The 16,985-nt window shown below is 74.5% G+C and carries 14 protein-coding genes and 6 pseudogenes; 10 read left to right on the top strand and 10 right to left on the bottom strand.

Going from position 1 to position 16,985, the window contains the following annotated elements:
* Window positions 1-57 precede the first annotated feature (57 nt).
* Window positions 58-849, top strand: a complete 792-nt coding sequence (locus tag KPL57_RS69910; protein ID WP_226352645.1) for a siderophore-interacting protein — start codon at window positions 58-60, stop codon at window positions 847-849.
* Window positions 850-883: 34 nt separating this feature from the next.
* The gene (gene ppk2, locus KPL57_RS19320; RefSeq protein WP_308252934.1) at window positions 884-1,930 is read left to right on the top strand and encodes a polyphosphate kinase 2; all 1,047 of its coding nucleotides are present in this window, start codon (window positions 884-886) and stop codon (window positions 1,928-1,930) included.
* Here the strand turns inward: ppk2 and KPL57_RS19315 are convergent.
* From KPL57_RS19315 to KPL57_RS19305, 3 genes and pseudogenes are all read right to left on the bottom strand, one after another.
* Window positions 1,891-2,709 (bottom strand): annotated as a pseudogene (locus KPL57_RS19315) (class I SAM-dependent methyltransferase); the annotation flags it as partial. The gene ppk2 and the pseudogene KPL57_RS19315 sit on opposite strands and share 40 nt — an antisense overlap.
* 344 nt (window positions 2,710-3,053) lie before the next feature.
* Entirely contained in the window at window positions 3,054-3,257 is a 204-nt protein-coding gene (locus KPL57_RS19310; RefSeq protein WP_226352644.1) for a DUF397 domain-containing protein, read from the bottom strand.
* 205 nt (window positions 3,258-3,462) lie between these two features.
* Window positions 3,463-4,276, bottom strand: a pseudogene (locus tag KPL57_RS19305) (helix-turn-helix domain-containing protein).
* Between KPL57_RS19305 and KPL57_RS19300 the strand changes: the two are divergent.
* The 7 genes and pseudogenes from KPL57_RS19300 (at window position 4,167) to KPL57_RS19275 (ending at window position 8,389) form a co-directional block, all read left to right on the top strand.
* Window positions 4,167-4,400: a hypothetical protein gene (locus tag KPL57_RS19300; RefSeq protein WP_226352648.1), complete on the top strand. Its 234-nt coding sequence runs from the start codon at window positions 4,167-4,169 to the stop codon at window positions 4,398-4,400. The pseudogene KPL57_RS19305 and the gene KPL57_RS19300 sit on opposite strands and share 110 nt — an antisense overlap.
* Window positions 4,401-4,596: 196 nt before the next feature.
* On the top strand, window positions 4,597-5,421 hold the full coding sequence (locus KPL57_RS19295; RefSeq protein ID WP_226352643.1) for an SAM-dependent methyltransferase: 825 nt from the start codon (window positions 4,597-4,599) through the stop codon (window positions 5,419-5,421).
* A gap of 56 nt (window positions 5,422-5,477) precedes the next feature.
* A pseudogene (locus KPL57_RS72330) lies at window positions 5,478-6,205 on the top strand (serine hydrolase domain-containing protein).
* A complete protein-coding gene (locus KPL57_RS66840; protein WP_308252932.1) occupies window positions 6,136-6,603 on the top strand; it encodes a serine hydrolase in 468 nt (155 codons plus the stop codon). The pseudogene KPL57_RS72330 and the gene KPL57_RS66840 overlap by 70 nt, the downstream one beginning before the upstream one ends.
* An 11-nt stretch (window positions 6,604-6,614) precedes the next feature.
* Complete coding sequence (locus KPL57_RS19285; RefSeq protein ID WP_226352642.1) at window positions 6,615-6,902, top strand: VOC family protein; 288 nt, start codon at window positions 6,615-6,617, stop codon at window positions 6,900-6,902.
* Window positions 6,899-7,042 carry a hypothetical protein gene (locus tag KPL57_RS19280; RefSeq protein ID WP_226352641.1) on the top strand — a complete coding sequence of 48 codons (144 nt, stop codon included), beginning with the start codon at window positions 6,899-6,901 and terminating at the stop codon, window positions 7,040-7,042. The genes KPL57_RS19285 and KPL57_RS19280 overlap by 4 nt, the downstream gene beginning before the upstream one ends.
* An 85-nt stretch (window positions 7,043-7,127) precedes the next feature.
* A pseudogene (locus tag KPL57_RS19275) lies at window positions 7,128-8,389 on the top strand (FAD-dependent oxidoreductase).
* Window positions 8,390-8,688: 299 nt separating this feature from the next.
* On the opposite strand, the pseudogene KPL57_RS19270 reads toward KPL57_RS19275, so the two are convergent.
* The 6 genes and pseudogenes from KPL57_RS19270 to KPL57_RS19245 form a co-directional block, all read right to left on the bottom strand.
* Window positions 8,689-9,798, bottom strand: a pseudogene (locus KPL57_RS19270) (MFS transporter); the annotation flags it as partial.
* Between the two features lie 60 nt (window positions 9,799-9,858).
* Complete coding sequence (locus KPL57_RS19265; RefSeq protein ID WP_226352640.1) at window positions 9,859-10,896, bottom strand: NAD(P)-dependent alcohol dehydrogenase; 1,038 nt, start codon at window positions 10,894-10,896, stop codon at window positions 9,859-9,861.
* Window positions 10,893-12,338, bottom strand: coding sequence for a mannitol dehydrogenase family protein (locus tag KPL57_RS19260; protein WP_226352639.1), 1,446 nt, complete (start codon window positions 12,336-12,338; stop codon window positions 10,893-10,895). The genes KPL57_RS19265 and KPL57_RS19260 overlap by 4 nt, the downstream gene beginning before the upstream one ends.
* Window positions 12,335-13,549, bottom strand: coding sequence for a D-mannonate dehydratase ManD (gene manD, locus KPL57_RS19255; RefSeq protein ID WP_226352638.1), 1,215 nt, complete (start codon window positions 13,547-13,549; stop codon window positions 12,335-12,337). The genes KPL57_RS19260 and manD overlap by 4 nt, the downstream gene beginning before the upstream one ends.
* Window positions 13,546-14,535 carry a 2-hydroxyacid dehydrogenase gene (locus KPL57_RS19250; protein WP_226352637.1) on the bottom strand — a complete coding sequence of 330 codons (990 nt, stop codon included), beginning with the start codon at window positions 14,533-14,535 and terminating at the stop codon, window positions 13,546-13,548. The genes manD and KPL57_RS19250 overlap by 4 nt, the downstream gene beginning before the upstream one ends.
* On the bottom strand, window positions 14,532-15,530 hold the full coding sequence (locus KPL57_RS19245) for a LacI family DNA-binding transcriptional regulator (RefSeq protein ID WP_226352636.1): 999 nt from the start codon (window positions 15,528-15,530) through the stop codon (window positions 14,532-14,534). The genes KPL57_RS19250 and KPL57_RS19245 overlap by 4 nt, the downstream gene beginning before the upstream one ends.
* Window positions 15,531-15,602: 72 nt before the next feature.
* On the opposite strand from KPL57_RS19245, the gene KPL57_RS19240 reads away from it, so the two are divergent.
* Complete coding sequence (locus KPL57_RS19240; protein ID WP_174525508.1) at window positions 15,603-16,103, top strand: Lrp/AsnC family transcriptional regulator; 501 nt, start codon at window positions 15,603-15,605, stop codon at window positions 16,101-16,103.
* On the opposite strand, the pseudogene KPL57_RS19235 reads toward KPL57_RS19240, so the two are convergent.
* Window positions 16,091-16,905: pseudogene (locus KPL57_RS19235) on the bottom strand (DUF3500 domain-containing protein). The gene KPL57_RS19240 and the pseudogene KPL57_RS19235 overlap by 13 nt on opposite strands.
* Between the last annotated feature and the right edge of the window lie 80 nt (window positions 16,906-16,985).

Here is a 16,985-nt window from a genome sequence, read left to right as displayed (position 1 = left end):
ACGCTGGGCCGGTGAGCCCGCTGGCGGGGTCGCCGAACGTCCTGTTTCGCCGCCCGGGTGCTCGCCGTCGGCGTGCCCTCCCCCGGGTTCCGGCGGCTCGTCCTGGGCGGGCCGGAGCTGTCGCGGTTCGCCCCGCACGGCCGGGACCAGCGGATCAAGCTGCTGGTCCCGACGGAGGTCGGCTTACCCCGCCTCGCTCGCGTCGGGCCTGCCCGAACGCGAGTGGCGGGCCCGGCTGCGGGAGCTGCCCGCCGACACGCGGCCGGTTGCCGCGCAGCTACACCCCGGTGGCGGTCCGGCCGGGGGCGCGGCGAGGTCGAGCTCGACGTGTTCTGCCACGCCCGGCCGGGTCCGGCGAGCGCGTGGGCGGCGGCCGCCCGGCCCGGCGCCGCCGTCCTGCTCTCCGGGCCGGACGTGCGGCGCGGCAACCCGGACCACGGCGTGCAGTGGGACCCGGGCCCCGCCACCGAGGTGCTGATCACCGGCGACGAGACGGCGCTGCCCGCCGTGCGCGGCATCCTCGCCGCGCTCCCGCCGCACCACCGGGCCCGGGTGCTGGTCGAGGTCGGCGACCCGGCCGACGCCGTCGGGCTCGCCGGCGCCCATCCGGGCGTGACCGTGGAGGTCTGCCGGCGGCCGGGGCGATCGCTGCTCGAGGCCGTCACCGACTGGGTCGGGACCCACGGTGCCGCGGCCGCCCGCCTGGGCGACCGCTTCTACACCTGGAACGCCACCGAGAGCACCCGGGTGGCGCGGGTGCGCGGCCTGCTGCACGAGGCGGGCGTCGCCCCGGACCGGGTCCACGCGCAGGGCTACTGGCACGACCGGCCCCGTCCCGCTGCCCGCTGATCACCCGGACGTCATCCGGGGTGGCCCGGTCGCCATGCCCGGCGCGCAGCGTTGCCAGACGTGGACGAGACCCCGGTCGAGCCTCAGGCCGACGCCCCCGCTCCCCTCATCCCGCACCCCGGTGCGGTCGACCCGGGCACTTCCGGGTCGACGACTCCGACGACGACGACCCGACCCTCGTCGACCCCGAGGGCAGCCCGGTCGACACCTGGCGCCAGGGCTACCCCTACGACGACCGCCTGTCGCGCCAGGAGTACGAGCACCAGAAGCGGCTGCTGCAGATCGAGCTGCTGAAGCTGCAGAACTGGGTCAAGGACACCGGCAACGGATCGTCGTCCTGTTCGAGGGGCGCGACGCCGCCGGCAAGGGTGGCACGATCAAGCGGTTCACCGAGCACCTCAACCCCCGCGGCTGCCGGGTGGTGGCGCTGGAGAAGCCGACCGAGCGCGAGGCCGGCCAGTGGTACTTCCAGCGCTACGTGGCGCACCTGCCCTCGGCCGGGGAGATCGTGCTGTTCGACCGGTCCTGGTACAACCGGGCCGGCGTCGAGCGGGTCATGGGCTTCACCGACCCCCGCTCCTACATGGAGTTCCTGCGGGCCACCCCGGAGCTGGAGCGGATGCTCGTCCGGTCCGGGATCCATCTGGTGAAGCTGTGGTTCTCGGTCTCGCGCGACGAGCAGCGCACCCGCTTCCTCATCCGCCAGGTCGACCCGGTGCGCCAGTGGAAGCTGTCCCCGATGGACCTGGCCTCGCTGGACAAATGGGAGGCCTACACCGAGGCGAAGGAGGCGATGTTCTTCTACACCGACACCAAGGACGCCCCGTGGACGGTGATCAAGAGCAACGACAAGAAGCGCGCGCGGCTCGAGGCGATGCGCCACGTCCTGGGCCTGTTCGACTACCCCGGCAAGGACACCGGGGTGGCCTCCCCGCCGGACCGGCTGATCGTCGGGCCCGCCGCGGAGATGTTCGAGCAGGACGAGGGCCCGAACCGCTTCCCGCCCCTGACCGACGGCACCACTGAGCGGCGGGGCCGTGCTCAGGCGGGCTCGGCCACCAGCGTCATGGTCAGCGAGTGACCCACGCCCAGGCCGGGGCCCGCGGCCCGTTCGAGTCCGAGCAGGGTCCCGGCGAGCCGGGCGGCCTCGGCCCCGGCGAGGGGGCCGGCCCCCCGGTACGGCTCCAGGACGCCGTTCCACCGGTCGGCGAACCCGCGCAGCCAGGCCAACGCCTCCTCCGGTGCTCCCTCGGTCGCCGGGGTGAACCGGAGGTCGTCGGGGTCGACCCGGGACGGGTCGCGGACCAGGTCGTTCAGCAGGGTCCGGAACCGCGGCACCGACGGGTGGAAGGTGCCGGTGGCGGTGTGCCGCCCGACCAGGACCGACCGGTCGACGGCGGTGCGCGACACCAGCCGCGCGCCGCTGCCGGCCAGCGCCGCGTCGACGGTGGCGTCCAGCTCGGCACGGCCGTAGAACGTCATCGGCTCGGAGATCGCCTCGCCGCCGCCGGCGAAGAAGCTCATCGCGTAGTCCCAGCGCTCGGTGTCCCAGCGGGGCTGCCACTCCACCGAGTACCGGCCGAGGACGTCGACGACGACCGCCGCCCGTCGGCCCCGGGCCGCCACGGCGGCCAGCACCGACCCCAGCGCGGCGACGAGCTCGTCGCGGGTGAGGTGGGAGTAGGGGACGCCGCAGGACAGGTACAGGTCGAACGCACCGTCGGGCAGCGCGTCGCGCACGTCGTCGCCGAGCACGAACGACGCCGACGGCGAGCCGACGGTGTCCCGTGCGGTGGCGACCATCTCCGGGTCGACGTCGAGGCCGACGTAGCGCAGCCGGTCCTCCGCGACGATCGGCGCGGCGCCGGTTCCGGGCGGGTGAGGAGGGCGAACCCGTCGGCGGTGCCGGACCCGACGTCGAGCACGGCGACGGGGGCGCCGGGCCGCAGGTGCAACGCGGCCAGCGCGTTCGCGATGACCCGCCGGGTGACCGGCTCCTCGGAACCGACCTTGACCGGGTCCCGTCGCGCCGGGGACAGGTAGTGGGCGCTGGCCCCGCGGTAGGACGGGGCCTGATCGGAACGGCTCACCGTTCCTTCCTACACCGAGAAGATCATTCTCGGCTCACCGCGGGCGGCCGGCCGCCCGCGGGAGGTCGGCGGACGCTCAGGCGAGGTCGTCCAGCTCGCCGTTCCTGATCGAGGTCAGAAGGCGGCCATCTCGGTGGCCGGGAAGGCGAGCACGGTGCCGTGCGGGTCCCGCGAGTTGCGGACGGCCACGGTCCCTCCGGTCACGACGGCGAGCTCGACGCAGTTGCCCTGGTAGCCGCTGCGCACGCTCTTGCGCCACGTCAGCGAATCGATCGCCGCGGGGCCGCTCAGGTGCATCTGGTCCATGCGAATGCTCACCTCATCTGCATATGCATTCTCCGTTGCGTCAAACGCTAGCAGTGGGCAAGCGGCTCGGTCGTGCAAAACAGGACGGAACGCGCCCGACGGTCGCCCGTCCGCGCCCGACTGCGGTGCACGGGCCGTGGGCGGTCGACGTCGGAGCGTGGTGCCCGGGGCCCGAAGACGGGCGCCGCTCGTCGCCCGGGAGCGACGTCGGTGCAGGTCAGAGCTCGGCGCGCAGCTTGCTCAGTGCCTGCTTGGCCTCGGCCGGGCTGAGCGCGTCGATGGTGAGCCGGTCCATCGAACGGCCGTAGCGCTCGACGTCGGCCCGCTTGTCCAGATAGGAGGCCCCGGTCATCTCCTCGAGGTAGACCAGGTCGGGCAGCTCGGGCTCGGCGAAGCGCAGCATGGTGAAGGCGTGCTCGGCGCCGTAGCCGGACAGGTCCCAGGGCAGCAGCTGGACGACGACGTTCGGCAGCGACGACAGCTCGATGAGGTGGTCGAGCTGGGCACGGAAGACTCTCCTCCCCGCCGACCGGTCGGTGCAGCACGGCCTCGTCGAGCACGGTCCAGAAGGTCGGTGCGTCCTTGCGGTGCAGCACGCGCTGGCGTCGCAGCCGCACCTCCAGGCGCTTCTCGACGTCGGCCCGCTCGACGGGCGGCAGGTCGGTGTGTCCGTCGCTGACGACCGCGCGAGCGTACTCCTCGGTCTGCAGCAGCCCCGGGACGAACAGCAGCTCGTAGGACGAGATGCGCGACGCCGAGGCCTCCAGACCCACGAAGTCCTCGAACCAGCCGGGGACGACGTCGTTGTAGCGGGCCCACCAGCCGCTGGAGTTGCTCTCCTCGGCCATCGACAGGACCTGGTCGCGCTCGGGGCCCTCGGCGACGCCGTACATCGTCAGCAGGTCGGCGACGTCGCGCTGCTTGAACCCGACCTTGCCCGACTCCAGCCTGCTCATCTTCGAGTCCGAGCCGCGGATCGCGTACGCCGCGTCGGTCCGGGAGATGCCCGCGCGCTCCCGCAGCCGGCGCAGGTGTGATCCGAGCACGATGCGCCGCGCGGTCGGGCCGCGGTCGGCACCGGGCGGGGTGGGGCTGTTCGGGCTGGGGACCACCGGGACGGGCTCCTGCGGTTGCGGGGGACTGCCGATCGGGTGACCGAGCCTACACAACGGTTCCGCAGGTCGTCAGCGGTCTCGATCACGGGACACGTCCGGACGGTGACGGTGCGTGCCCGATCGGGTCGGTCCGCTACGGTGACCGCACCGGTGATCGGCGCCACGACGGGCGTCGTCCGGGCACCGACCGACGCACCGGCGCGACGCCGCCGACGACGGCAGTGAGGACTCCGCCGATGGCCCAGCCGACCGAGGGTCGCGCTCCCGCGTACATCGACACGACCAAGGCCAGCATCGCCCGGGTCTACGACTACGCCCTCGGCGGCAAGGACAACTACGAGGTCGACCGGGAGACCATCGAGCGGGTCCGCAAGATCGCCCCCGAGGTCAACCTGCTCGCCGTCGACAACCGGGCGTTCCTGATCCGGGCGGCGCGCTTCGTCGCCACCCAGACCTCCATCACCCAGTACCTGGACTGCGGCTCCGGCCTGCCGACCGCGGAGAACACCCACCAGGTGGTCCAGCGGCTCCAGCCCGAGGCCCGGGTCGCCTACGTCGACAACGACCCGACCGTCATCGCGCACGGCCGGGCGCTGCTGGAGGACAACGAGTTCACCCGCTTCTCCGCCGCCGACATCCGCGAGCCGGAGTCGGTGCTGGCCGACCCGTCGGTGCAGGGCTTCCTGGACCTCGACCAGCCGGTCGCGCTGTTCCAGATCGGCACCATCCACCACTTCGACGACGCCGTGGACCCGCAGGCGATCATGGCCCGCTACGTCGAGCGGCTCGCCCCGGGCAGCGTCGTCGCGATCGCGCACTTCTTCGACCCGGAGAACGCCGACAGCGAGCTGGCCCGGCGGATGGAGCAGGTCTTCGTGCACAGCCCGATGGGCAGCGGCCGGTTCCGCACCCTCGCCGAGATCACCGGGCTGTTCCCCGGCCTCGATCTGGTCGACCCGGGCATCGTCCCCTGCTACCGGTGGTGGCCCGACGGTCCGCAGCTGCGCGGCGAGGACCCGGTGCAGCGGTGCATCGTGGGCGGGGTCGGCATCAAGCGATGAGTTCGCGGGGCCACCGCGGTCGAGAGGGGTGAGACCACCGACCCCGGGAGGCCCCCGTGCCCGTCACCCTGGACCCCACCGCCCAGATCCTGCGCGACGCCGTCGCCACCGGGTGCGTCCCCGGACTCGTCGCGGCCGTCGACCATCCCCGGCACGGCACCGGGGTGCACGTCCTCGGCGACGACGGCGCCGGACACCCGCTGCGCCGCGACACGATCGTGCGGATCGCCTCGGTCACCAAGCCGGTCGTCGCGGTCGCCGCGCTCGCACCGTCGAGGACGGGATGCTCGACCTCGACGAGCCGGTCGCGGCGTGGCTGCCGGAGTTCGCCGCGCCGCGGGTGCTGCGTCACGAGGCCGCCGGGCTCGACGACACCGTCCCCGCGCGCCGGCCGATCACCCTGTACGACCTGCTGACCTACCGCTGCGGGATCGGGATGCTCCCCCGGCCCCCGGCCGAGCTGCCGGTGCAGCGCGCGACCGCAGGGCTCGGCAGCGACGGACCACCCGGGTCCTACCCGCTCCCCGACCCCGACACCTGGACCGCGCGGCTCGCCGCGGTGCCGCTCGTCGCACAGCCCGGGTCGCGCTGGCTGTACCACACCTCCGGTGACCTGCTCGGTGTCCTGCTGGCCCGCCGCTGCGGCACCGACCTCGCGACGGTGCTCGCCGAGCGGGTGTTCGCCCCGCTCGGCATGCGCGACACCGCTTCTCGGTGCCCGCCGCCGACCGGGACCGGTTCGTCCCGCTGCTGGCCGCCGCACCCGGCGGCGGCTTCACCGTGACCGACCCGGTCGACGGCGCGTGGTCGACCCCGCCGGTGTTCCCCTCCGGAGGCGGTGGCCTGGTCTCCACCCTGGACGACCTGCTCGCGTTCACCCGGGCCCTGCGCGCGGGCGGCAGCCCGGTCCTGTCCCCCGGCGCGGTGGCCGAGCTGACCTCCGACCGGCTGAGCACCGCGCAGCGGGCCGGTGCCGCCCCGTTCCTCGACGACGGCTGCGGCTGGGGCCTGGGCCTGGCCGTCGAGGACGGCGGACGCTACGGCTGGGACGGCGGCCTGGGCACCGGCTGGCGCTCCGACCCGTCGAGCGGTGTGATCTCCCTGCTGCTGACCCAGGTGATGTGGGACGGGCCCGAGGGTCCCGCGCTCCTGCACTCCTTCCGCGCCGCGGCGCACTCCTGAGAGGACCCACCATGGACTGGACACTCGAGGTCGTCGTGCTGCCGGTGTCGGACCTCGACGCCGCGGTCGCCTTCTACCGCGACCGGGTCGGCTTCGACCTGGACCACGACACCCGCACCGAGCACATGCACATCGCCCAGCTGACGCCGCGGGGCTCGGGTTGCTCGATCGTCGTCGGCTCGCTGCCGGCACAGAACGAGATGGCGCCGGGCTCGATGCGCGGGCTGCAGCTCTGCGTCGCCGACGCCCGGGCCGCGCGCGACGAGCTCGTCGGACGCGGGTGGAGTGCAGCGAGGTGACGGTGCTCGACGAGCGCGACGGCGGCACCTTCTTCGGCTTCGCGGACCCCGACGGCAACACCTGGGCGGTGCAGGAGCTGCGGGTCCGGGGCGAGCGGCCGCTGATCCCGGAGTCGGCCCGGGGCCGCTTCGGCGGCTGAGCACGGCAGGTCACACCGATTGCGCGACGGTCCCCGCAGGCGCATACTCGCCTTAATTCAACGCCAGTTGAAATGAGGGGGCATGATGTCGGAGCGGACGACGTGCTGTGTGGTCGGGGGCGGCCCGGCCGGGATGATGCTGGGCCTGCTGCTGTCCCGGGCCGGGGTCGAGGTGACCGTGCTGGAGAAGCACGGCGACTTCCTGCGGGACTTCCGCGGGGACACCGTGCACCCCACCACCCTGGACCTGCTCGACGACCTGGGGCTGGGCGAGCGGTTCGCCGCGCTGCCGCAGAGCCGGGTCGAGGAGGTCGTGATCCCCGAGGGGCGGGGCGGCGCGCAGCGGATCGGGAACCTGTCGCTGCTGCGCCGGATCGGGGTCCGCCACCCCTACATCGCGCTCGTCCCGCAGTGGGACCTGCTGAACCTGCTCGCCGACGCCGCCGCCGACGAACCCACCTTCGATCTCCGGCTCGACACCCGCGCCACCTCGCTGCTCCGGGAGAACGGGCGGGTCGCCGGCGTCCGGTACGCGACGACGACCGCGCCCGGCGAGGAGACCACCGGCGAGATCCGGGCCGACCTCACGGTCGCCTGCGACGGCAGGCACTCGATCCTGCGGGACGGTTCCGGCCTGCCCGTGACCGAGTACGACGTCCCGTTCGACACCTGGTGGTTCCGGCTGCCGCGCCGCCCCGAGGAGATGCACGCCTCCCTCCGCCCGCGGATCGGGAACGGGCGCTTCGCGGTCGTCATCCCGCGCGAGGGCTACTACCAGATCGGCTACATGGCACCCAAGGGCGCCGACGCGCGGCTGCGCGCCGCGGGGATCGAGGCGTTCCGGGCCGACCTCGCCGAGCTGATGCCGGAGTACGCCGACCGGGTCAGCGACATCGCCTCGATGGACGAGGTGAAGCACCTCGACGTGAAGCTCAACCGGCTGCGCCGCTGGCACGTCGACGGGCTGCTCTGCATCGGCGACGCCGCGCACGCGATGTCCCCGATCGGCGGCGTCGGGATCAACCTCGCGATCCAGGACGCGGTGGCCACCGCGACCCTGCTCGCCGCCCCGTTGCAGCGGGGCACCCTCACCGAGCGGGACCTCGGCCGGGTCCGCAACCGCAGACTGCTCCCGACGGTGCTGGTCCAGGGCCTCCAGCGGATCATGCACCGCACCATGGCCGGCCCGGCGCTGACGGGGCGGCGCGACGGTCCCCCGGTTCCGCTGCTGCGGCTGATGCATCGCGTCCCGGCGCTGCAGATCGTGCCCGCCTACCTCGTCGGCGTGGGGTTCCGTCCGGAGCGGCCCCGGACTTCGCCCGCCGCGGCCCGGTGCCGGCGGCCTGAGACCCGGTGCCCGCCCGCCGCGAGGGGCGGGCACCGTCGCTCAGCGGACCGGCGCGCCGTCGGCCGGGACGACCGCGCCCGCATCCTGCGGCACGGTCAGGTCCCGGTCGACCGTCTCCGGCGCCATCCGGGCCGCGACCAGGCTGATGACCGCCATGCCCGACATGTAGACCGCCACCGGGATCCACGACCCGGCGAACGCCCCGATCAGGGCGGCGCAGATCAGCGGCGCCACCCCCACCCCCGAGCGCGGAGGAGAACTCCCGGCCCAGGGTGACACCGGCGTAGCGGTAGCGGTTGCCGAACAGCTCGGGGAACCAGCTCATCTGGACCCCGACGGCGCCGTTCACCGCCAGGACGAAGCTCACGATCATGGTCACGACGATCGCGGCCCGGTTCCCGGTGCCGAACGCGATGAACGCGGGTCCCGGCAGGAGGACCATGGCGGCGAGGATCGTCGAGTAGACCGGACGGCGCCCGAACCGGTCCGACAGCGCCCCGAACCCGAAGGCCGCGATGCCCCCGCAGATCGCCCCGACCAGGAGCACCTGCGGCACGAACGACGCGTCCACACCGATCGAGGACACCAGGTAGGACGCGACGAACACCTGGAAGGTGTAGGACTGCGCGCTGGCGCCGACGTTCATGAACAGAACCAGCAGCATCGGCCGCCGCCCGTGCCGGAACACCTCGCCCGCCGGTCGGCGCGGCGCGACGTGGGTCTCCTTCAGCTCGGTGAAGACCGGGCTCTCGTCGAGCCTGCGCCGGATGATCATGGCGACGACGGTGACGACCAGGCTGGACGCGAACACCAGCCGCCAGCCCCACGCGAGCAGCGCCTCCTGGCCGAGCTGCTGGACCGCGACCCAGACCACCGCGCCCAGCGCGGTACCCAGCGCCGCACCCACCATGACCAGCGAGGCGTAGCGGCCCCGGCGGCCACGACCGACCGTCTCGGTGAGCAGGGTCGCGGCGCCGGCCTGCTCGGCGCCGGCCCCGAACCCCTGCAGGAACCGGCAGAGCACCAGCAGCACCGGGGCGAGCACCCCGATCGTCCCGTAGGTCGGGAGCAACCCGATCAGCAACGTCGAGCCGCCCATCAGCATCAGGGTGACGACGAGGATCCGCTTGCGGCCGAGCCGGTCGCCGTAGCGGGAGAAGAACAGCCCGCCCAGTGGCCGGGCGAGGAACCCGACGGCGTAGGCGGAGAAGCTGGCCAGGATGCCGGCCGCCGGGGAGATGTTGGGGAAGAACACCAGCGCGGACGCGGTGCCGTAGATGACGAAGTCGTACTGCTCCAGGGTGGTGCCTACCAGGCCTGCCCACGCGGCCCTGCGGGTCGCCCGCGGGTCGGCAGGGCGGTCGTCGGCCCTGACCGTGTTGTCCGGTGTGGTTCCGCTCGTGTCCATACGTCCTCGGATGGATCGGGCCCCGCTACGGGGCGGTGGTCGACGGGTGGGGTGGGTCGCTCATCCGCGCGGACGGACGACGACCTTCAGGTGGCGCGGATCGGCACCCGGGGCACGGAGCGCGGCGGGTGCCTCGTCGAGGGCGAACCGGCCGGTGAGCACACCGGCGAGGTCCACCCGGCCGGATGCGGCGAGCCCGACGGCGGTCGGGAACGCGTGCGCCGAGCGGAAGGAGGCGTTCAGGTCGATCTCCCAGCGCTGCATGAGTGCCAGCGGCAGGCCGTCGACGGACGGCGGCGCCTGCCCGACGACGGTCGCCCGGCCCGCCGGGGCGAGCGCGTGCATGCCCTGCCACAGCGCGGCGGGCACCGCGGAGCACTCCAGCAGACGGTCGAAGGCGGCGGCCGGCAGGTCGTCGCGGGCGGTGTTGACGACGGCGGTCGCGCCGAGCGCGGCTGCACGGTCGAGCCGGGCGTCGTGCACATCGGTGACGACGACGTCGTGCGCCCCGGCGGCCCGCGCGACCTGCGCGACCAGCACACCGATCGGCCCCGCCCCGGTGACCAGTACCCGGTGCCCGGTCACGACCCCGGCGCGGCGCACCGCGTGCACGGCCACGGCGAGCGGCTCGACCAGGGCAGCGGTCTCGGTGTCGAGGGTGTCGGGCAGCGGGTGCACCGCGCGGGCAGGGACCACCCGGTAGCCCGACATCGCCCCGTGCGTGGGCGGCGAGCCGAGGCAGGTGCCTGCGGGGCACAGGTGGTAGGCACCCGAGCGGCAGGTCGGGCACGTCCCGCACCCGACGGCGGGCTCCACCGCGACCCGGGTCCCGACGGCGGGACCGTCGACGTCGTCGCCCAGCTCGACGACCACACCGGCCGCCTCGTGCCCGAGCACCATCGGGGCGCGCAGCACGTTGCGGCCGTTGCGCCCGTCGGTGAAGTAGTGGACGTCGGAACCGCAGACCCCGACCGCCTCCACGGCGACGAGCACCTCCCCGGGTGCGGGCCGGACGACCGGGATGTCCTCCACCCGGAGGTCGAAGGCGGCATGCAGCACGGCCGCGCGGGTGCGATCCGGGATCACGGGAGCGGTCATGCGGCGGTCCTCCCACCAGCGGCCTCGGCGACGGCGTCGTCGACGCCGTGCCGGGTCAGGACGATGAACAGGTCGGTGACGCGGTCGGCGAACCCGGGTCCGGGCTCGCCGCCGAGCAGTGCGCAGGCCGCACGGACGTGGTCCGCGGCCGGGCCGGTCGCCGTGGCGGCGAGCCGCTCGCGGGCCGGCTCGTGCATCGCGGCGGCATGCGGGCCGGGGTCGTACCCCGGCGGCGGCGCGACGCAGGCCAGCCACGCGGCGACGGTGAGCGCCAGGTGATGGGGCATGCGTCCGGCGGCCACGTGCTCGGCCGCCGGGCCCGGGACCCGCTGGGCGAGTTTCAGCGAGCCGTCCGAGCCGACCTGGCGGGTGCGGTGGCCGAGCGCGGTGTTCGACCAGCGCTCCACCAGCCGGGCGGCGTAGGCGTCGATGTCGACGCCCGCGGGCACCGGGACGGTGGGCCGGTACTCGTCGTGCAGGACCCGCTCGGCAGCGGCGCGGACGGCCGGGTGCGCCATGGCACCGGGGATGAGGTCCTGCCCCGCCAGTGCGCCGAGGTAGGCCAGCAGCGAGTGGGTGCCGTTGAGCAGCCGCAGCTTGAGCAGCTCGTAGCCGGCGACGTCGTCGGTGAACACCGCGCCCGGGACACCGCGACCGGCCGACTCCCAGGCCGGGCGGCCCGCGGCGAACCGGTCCTCCAGCGCCCACATGCTGAACGGCTCGGCGGGGACCGGGACGGCGTCGTCGACACCGGTGAGGCGGGCGGCGGCGGCCCGGGTGGCGTCCGTGGTCGCGGGGACGATCCGGTCCACCATGCTGTTCGGGAAGGTCACCCCGGCCAGATAGGCGGTGAGCTCCTCGCGCTCGGCCTGGGCCATGGCGTGGGCGAACCCGTGCACCAGCCGGGCGGTGGTGTCGCCGTTGCCGAGCAGGTTGTCGCAGCTCAGCACGGTGACGGGAGCCGCGCCGGCGCGGGCCCGGTGCAGCAGCCCACGGGCGACCAGGCCGATCGCGGTGCCCGGAGCGGCGTCACCGCGCAGGTCGGCGCGGACACCGGGGTGGTCGAGGTCGAGCCCGCCGGTGACCGGGTCGAGCGTGTAGCCGTGCTCGGTCACCGTGAGCGAGACGATCCGGGTGCCGGGGGCGGACAGCGCGGCCAGCACCGCGTCCGGCTCCCGGGCGGCGACCCGCACCCCGGTGTGCACGGCCGGGACGACGGCGCGCTCCCCCGCCGGGGAGATCTCGACGACGGCGTAGCGCAGGTCCTGGGCGACCATGGCGTCGGCGACGGCGGTGCTGCGCGGCGCCACGCCCAGGACCCCCCAGGGCCCGTCGGCCGCGTCGAGCGCGGCGGCGGTGTGCACGGCCTGGTGGGCGCGGTGGAAGTTGGACAGTCCGAGGTGGACGATTCCGGGGTGCTGCCGGGCCGGCACGGCCCTCACCAGTCCGTCATCGAGCCGTCGCGACGGCGCGCGACCGGCAGCAGGGCGGGCTCGTAGGGGAACCGGGCGGCGAGCGCCTCGTCCACGTCGACACCGAGCCCGGGGGCGTCGCCGGGGTGCAGGTGGCCGTCGACGCAGCTCCAGGCGTGCCGGAACACCTCGTGTGCCGGTCCGGGGTGACCCATGTACTCCTGGATCCCGTGGTTGGGCGTCGCGAGCGCGACGTGCAGGGCCGCGGCCATCGCGACCGGCGACACGTCCGACGGGCCGTGCGGGCTGATCCGGACCTGCCACGGGTCGGCCAGTGCCGCGAGCCGGCGCAGGGAGCTGATCCCGCCGGCGTGGGTGACGGCGGCCCGGGCGTGGTCGATGAGCTGCTCGGTGATCAGCTGCTGGAACTCCCAGATCGTGGAGAACACCTCGCCGATCGCGAGCGGGGTCGTGGTGTGGGCGCGGACCCGGCGCAGGACCTCCTGGTTCTCGCACGGAGTGACGTCCTCGAGCCAGTACAGGTCGACCGGCTCCAGCGCGCGGCCGAGCCGGGCCGCCTCGATCGGGGTGAGCCGGTGGTGGGCGTCGTGCAGGAGCGCCAGCTCCGGCCCGGTGTGCGCCCGGACCTCGGCGAGCGCGGCCGGTGCGTGGCGCAGGTAGGCCGCGGTGTCCCAGGTCTCCTCGGCGGGCACGGTGCCCCGGCCGGCGGGCTCGTAGCCCGGGCCACGACCGACGCCGTAGACGGTGTCGAGGCCGGGCACCCCGGTCTGGACGCGGACCGCGGAGAACCCGCGCTCGACGGCCGCGTCGACGGCGTCGCACAGCTGCGCGGTCTCCCAGCCGGTGGCGTGGGTGTAGGCGCGCACCCGGTCCCGCACCGCGCCGCCGAGCAACCGGTACACCGGCAGCCCCGCGGTCTTGCCGAGGATGTCCCACAGTGCGAGGTCGACGGCGCCGATCGCGGTCATGGTGACCGGGCCGCGCCGCCAGTAGGCGCCCCGGTAGAGGTACTGCCAGGTGTCCTCGATGCGCCCGGGGTCCCGGGCGACGAGCTGCGGGCACAGGTGTTCGCGCAGGTAGGCGGCGACGGCGAGCTCGCGGCCGTTGAGGGTCGCGTCGCCCCAGCCGACGACGCCGTCGGCGGTGGTGAGCTTCAGCGTGACGTAGTTGCGCCCGGGTGAGGTCAGGAGGACCTCGGCCGCGACGATGCGGTCGCTCACCGGGCCACCGCCACCACGTCGCGCAGCTCCTCGCCGGCGACGAGCCGATGCACGTTCGCGCCGATGTCGGCGGCCCGGCCGAGGAAGGTCTGGCGGGTCAGTCCCGACGAGTGCGGGGTCATCAGCACGTTGCCCAGCTCGGCGAAGGGCAGCGACGACGGCGCGGCGTGGGTGCTCCCGGCGGGCGGGTAGCCGTACCAGACGTCGATCGCGGCACCGCCGATGGCGCCGTCGCGCAGGGCCGCGTAGAGCGCGTGCTCGTCGACGAGCGGGCCACGGCCGACGTTGACCAGTACGGCTCCGGGGCGCATCGCGGCGAGCTCGGATGCGCCCAGCAGCCCCTCGGTCTCCGGGGTCAGCGGCGCACTGACCACGACGACGTCGGCGACGGCGAGCAGCTCACCCAGCCGGTCGGCGGTGCTGCCCGCCCAGTCCAGGCCGGTGGCGGTCGCATCGACCGCGCCGCGCCGGGTCACCGCGACACCGCGGGCGCCGAGTGCACGCAACCGGTCCCAGACGCGGGCCCCGATGTGCCCGAAACCGACGAGGCCCACGACGGCACCGGACAGCGAGTCCACCCATGGCGCGGACGGGTCGTAGGCCGGGGTGGGCCACTCCCCCGCCCGCAGCGCGCGGTCCTGGGCGAGGAACCCGCGGCGCAGCAGGATCGTGGACGCGAGGACGTACTCGGCGATCGAGTCCTCGTGGTGGAAGGTGTTCGCGACGACGCACCCGACGGGCAGCGCGTCGACCACGATCCCGTCGGTCCCGGCACCGGCCGCGTGCACCAGCCGCAGGTCCGGCCCGGCCACGCCGACCTCCTTCGGGCACCGCCCGCCGATCAGGACCTCGGCGCCGGCCACCGCCTCGGCGACGGCGGCGGTGTCGCGCGCCGGGGGCCAGACGATCTCGCTGCCCACGGGGAGCCCGGCCTCCACCTCGGCACGGACCCCGAGCAGGTTCTGGTCGGCGACGACGATCTTCACGGGGTGACCTCCAGGGCGACGCGCACCGGGGCGGTGGTGCCGCGGACGACGAGATGGGTGGGCAGACGGATGGCACGCGGCGCGGTCCGCTCGCCGACGGCAGCCCGGCCGAGGATCTCCAGGGCGAGCGTCCCGGCGCGGTCCATCGGGGTGGCGACGCTGGACAGGCCCGGATCGGACAACGCGGCGAAGGGGATGTCGTCGAAGCCGACGACCGACAGGTCGTCGGGCACCCGCACGCCGAGCGCGCGGGCGCCGGTGAGCAGGCCGAGGGCGACGAGGTCGTTGTGGGCCACGACCGCGGTCGCGCCGCTGGCGAGGACCCGGGCGGCGGCCGCGGTACCGCCGTCGACGGTCTCGGTGTGCCAGCCGAGCAGGTCCAGCTCCAGGCCGTACTCGGCCACCAGCGCGCGGAGCAGCCCGGTGCGGTGCTGATTGGACCAGGAGTCCCGGCGGCCCTGGACGTAGGCGATCCGGCGGTGCCCGAGCGCGTCGAGGTGGTCGACGGTCTGGCGCAGCCCCTGCTCGGAGTCGGCGGTGACGCAGTGCCCGCCCGCGACCTCCCGGTTGACCAGCACCGACGGCGTCGCCCCGACCAGGTCGAGCACCTCGGCCCCGTCGAGACGCGACGAGTGGACGACGACGCCGTCGACCCGGCCGCGCAGGTCGGCGATGGTCTCGCGCTCGCGCTCCGGGTCGTAGTCGGTGTCGGCGACGACCACCGTCGTCCGGCTCTGCCTGCCCCGGGCCTGCGCCGCCTTCACGAAACGGGAGAAGACCGGGTTGGCGATGTCCGGGACGATCGCGGCGACGGTCAAGGTGGCGGGTGCCGGCGACGTCTCGACGGCCCGCGGTGCGTAGCCCAGCTCCTGGGCCGCGGCGAGGATCTTCCGGCGGGTGTCGGCGCCGAGCCGGTCCGGGTCGGAGAAGGCCCGCGAAGCCGTGGACAGGGCGACGCCCGCCGCCCGGGCGACATCGGTCAGGGTGGGTGCCACGGAGGGAGCGTGCCGTTCGTTGCGCAAGCTTGTCAACGCTTGCCAACATCTTGCCAACGATAGGCTCGCCAGGTGCTGTCCCTGGACGCCCTCGACGTCGACCTGCTCGCCGCGCTGCGCGACCGGCCGCGGGCCGGGGTGCTGGAGCTCTCGCGCACGCTGCGGGTCGCCCGCGGGACGGTGCAGGCACGGCTGGACCGGCTGGAACGTGCCGGGGTCGTCACCGGGTACGGCCCGGACGTCGACCTCCCGGCTGCCGGGTACGGCGTGCAGGCGTTCGTGACGCTGGAGATCGCGCAGGGCGAGCTGGGCGACGTCGCCGCCGAGCTCGCGGCGCTGCCCGCGGTCACCGAGGCGTACGCGACCACCGGCTCGTCGGACGTGATGTGCCGGCTCGCGGCGTCGTCGCACGAGGACCTGCAGGACACCCTGCTCGCGCTCGGCCGCTCCCCGCTGGTGGCCCGCTCCACCAGCGTGGTGGTGTTGTCCACCCTGGTCGCGCCGCGGTGGCGGCCGCTGCTGGAGCGTGACCACCGGGAGGGCCCGAGCCGGGCACCCGCCTACCGGGACTGACCGCCTCGGCCGAGGTGGTGCGCCGCCCGGTGCGCGCCGAGCACGTCGAGCCCGAAGTCCGCCGACGGGTCGCGCCACACGGAGTGGGCGTGGTTGGCGTCGCGCTGGGTGTTGTCCCACTCGATGAGCAGCCGTGGTCCCTGGACGCGGTAGTAGTTCGGGGCGCCGTCTCCAGCGGTCCCGCCCAGGCGAGGTGCACGGCGTCGAGCGCGGCGGCGTCGTCGTAGCGGGAGATCGGCTGCAGCGGCTCGGCGACCCGCTCCAGGTAGGTGCCCAGCAGTGCGCGCAGCATCTCGCGGCCCTCGGCGTCCAGGTCGGACGCCGGCACGCCGGCCGGGGTGCGCGACAGCGCGACGGCCTCCTTCTGCGCGTCGGTGAACGCGGCCCGCTCCTCGATGGCCTCGCTCATGTCGTCGAGCGCACGCTGCTGCTCGGGGTCGGCGAACGCCCGGGTGCGCCAGATCCCCGCCAGCGGGATCCAGTTGTCACCCTCCTGCGGGTCGGTGCGGTTGGCCGCGACGAGGTCGGGCGGCGCCTTGTCGAGCAGCACCGCCCGCTCGCGCAGCTCGGCCGGCAGCGCGCGGACCAGGTCGCGGGCCAGGTCCTCGACCCGGCCCAGCGGGCGGAGCACGGCGTCGCCGAGGAGCTCGGAGGTCGCCGGGTCGGCACCCAGGAAGCACGGGGTGGAGGCGACCACCACCCCGTCGACGACCAGCATGTTGATCGACACGTGGTGCCCGCCGAAGCGCCAGCCCCAGGTCCCGATGTCCCCCGGCTCGCCGAACACCCGCAGGTAGTACATCTGCGGGTCGCGGCCGCGGGTGCGGTCGAACAGCGTCACGAAGCCCTCGGTGTGGTCGAGGAGCGTTCTCCAGACGTTCA

This window comes from Pseudonocardia sp. ICBG601 (assembly GCF_020496245.1).
Note: the sequence above shows the minus strand (reverse complement) of the source record. Positions and strands in the feature narration are given on the sequence as shown.

What these genes read in the sequence shown, in the direction of transcription:
- KPL57_RS19295 (WP_226352643.1), top strand. Translation starts at nt 4,597, where the DNA reads ATGGCCCAGCCGACCGAGGGTCGCGCTCCCGCGTACATCGACACGACC.
- ppk2 (WP_308252934.1), top strand. Translation starts at nt 884, where the DNA reads ATGCCCGGCGCGCAGCGTTGCCAGACGTGGACGAGACCCCGGTCGAGC.
- KPL57_RS19285 (WP_226352642.1), top strand. Translation starts at nt 6,615, where the DNA reads ATGGACTGGACACTCGAGGTCGTCGTGCTGCCGGTGTCGGACCTCGAC.
- KPL57_RS19265 (WP_226352640.1), bottom strand. Translation starts at nt 10,896, where the DNA reads ATGACCGCTCCCGTGATCCCGGATCGCACCCGCGCGGCCGTGCTGCAT.